The organism is Prosthecobacter gellanilyticus (genome assembly GCF_007992435.1).
GTDB lineage: Bacteria > Verrucomicrobiota > Verrucomicrobiia > Verrucomicrobiales > Verrucomicrobiaceae > Prosthecobacter > Prosthecobacter gellanilyticus.
On the sequence record NZ_BKAG01000117.1, the window covers coordinates 1 to 1,622 of the forward strand.

Here is a 1,622-nt window from a genome sequence, read left to right on the forward strand (position 1 = left end):
CCTTGACCGCGACCAGATCCAGATGCTGCCGCCGTGTGTCGAGGACTACGTGCACGCCGAGGCACCCGTGCGCTTCATTGACGCTTACGTCGACGGGCTGGATCTCACCAAGCTGGGCTTCGCACGCAGCCTGCCCAAGGCCACCGGACGCCCCGCCTACCATCCCGGCGACCTGCTCAAGCTCTACCTCTACGGCTATCTCAACCGCCTCCGCTCCAGCCGCCGTCTGGAGGCCGAGGCGACGCGCAACCTGGAGCTCATCTGGCTGCTCCGGTCCTTGCGTCCCGACTTCAAGACCATCGCCGACTTCCGCAAGGACAACCGCGCCGCCTTCAAGGGCGTGTTCCGCGAGTTCAACCTGCTTTGCCGCAAGCTCGAGCTCTTCGGCGCGGAGCTTGTGGCCATCGACGGCAGCAAGTTCAAGGCGTTGAGCAGCCCGCAGCGCCAGGTGAACGCCGCGCAGCTGCGCGAGATCCTCCAGCGTATCGACGAACGCATCGAAGCTTACCTGCGTGATCTCGACACGCAGGACAACGAGGCAGCCTCCTCATCCTCCAGTGGTGGTGGTGACGGTGATGGCGGCGCGGGCCTGCAGAAGAAGATCCAACGCCTGCGCCAGAGCCGTGCCGGGCACGTCACGCTGCTGGAGGAACTGGAGCAAAGCGGCCGCAGTGAGGTCTCGCTCAATGATGCCGACGCGCGCATGATGCACGACAAGCAGCGCGGCGGTTACATGCCCGGCTACAACGTGCAGGCGGCCGTGGACACGCGGCACGATCTCATCATCGTGCAGGACGTAGTGCAAAACGCCAACGACCGAGGCGAGCTCGCCGCCATGGCCGTCGCCGCGAAGGAGGAGCTGCAGGTCAGCTCCCTGGCCGTGGTGGCCGACAAGGGCTATCACGAAGCCATGCAGCTGGAGGCCTGCGAGCAGGCCGGCATCGAGGCTTATGTGCCCGCGCAGCGCAGCACCAGCGGGCGCAGCAGCAAGGACGGACGCGCAGTATTTGGCAAAGAACTCTTCCGCTATGTCGCCGAGACCAACGTGTATCACTGCCCGGCGGGCGAGCGGCTCAAATACCGCGCGAAGGGCACATGCCGTGGCAAGGAAGTGTTGCACTACGCCAACGCGGTCGCGTGCGCTCAATGCGCGCTTAAAGAGGCCTGCACCAGCGGCAAGCATCGCTCGATTAGACGACTGCCCAACGAAGCGGTGGTGGAGCGAGCGGCGCAGCGGCTGGCGCAGCGCAAAGACATGGCAGTGTTAAGAAGGCAGAGCGTGGAGCATGTGTTTGGCACGCTCAAGGAGTGGGGACATGGAGCCTTCCTGATGAGAGGGCTGGAGAAGGTGCGCGCGGAGTTCAGCCTCAGCGCGCTGGCTTACAACCTGCGGCGTGCCCTGAATGTGAAAGGCGTGAGGCTCATGATGGACGCACTGGCCTGAGAAAGGCTTAAAAGCGTCTAAAAACCTGCGATAGGATCCATCAGTGCCATGATGGACGTGAAGCCTGCCTGCATGACGTCCAGGATGCGCAGCCAGCCCAGCGATGACAGCACCGATGCCAGCCCTATCCTCATCTTCCGCCATATCGCGCTCATCGAGACAGTTTTCACACAGCCTC

General features: G+C 63.6%; 1 protein-coding gene. It reads left to right on the forward strand.

The window, feature by feature from the left end; genetic code table 11:
• On the forward strand, positions 1–1,444 hold a 1,444-nt coding region (locus BGE01nite_RS28715; protein WP_146856386.1), incomplete at its 5' end, for an IS1182 family transposase.
• Positions 1,445–1,622 lie beyond the last annotated feature (178 nt).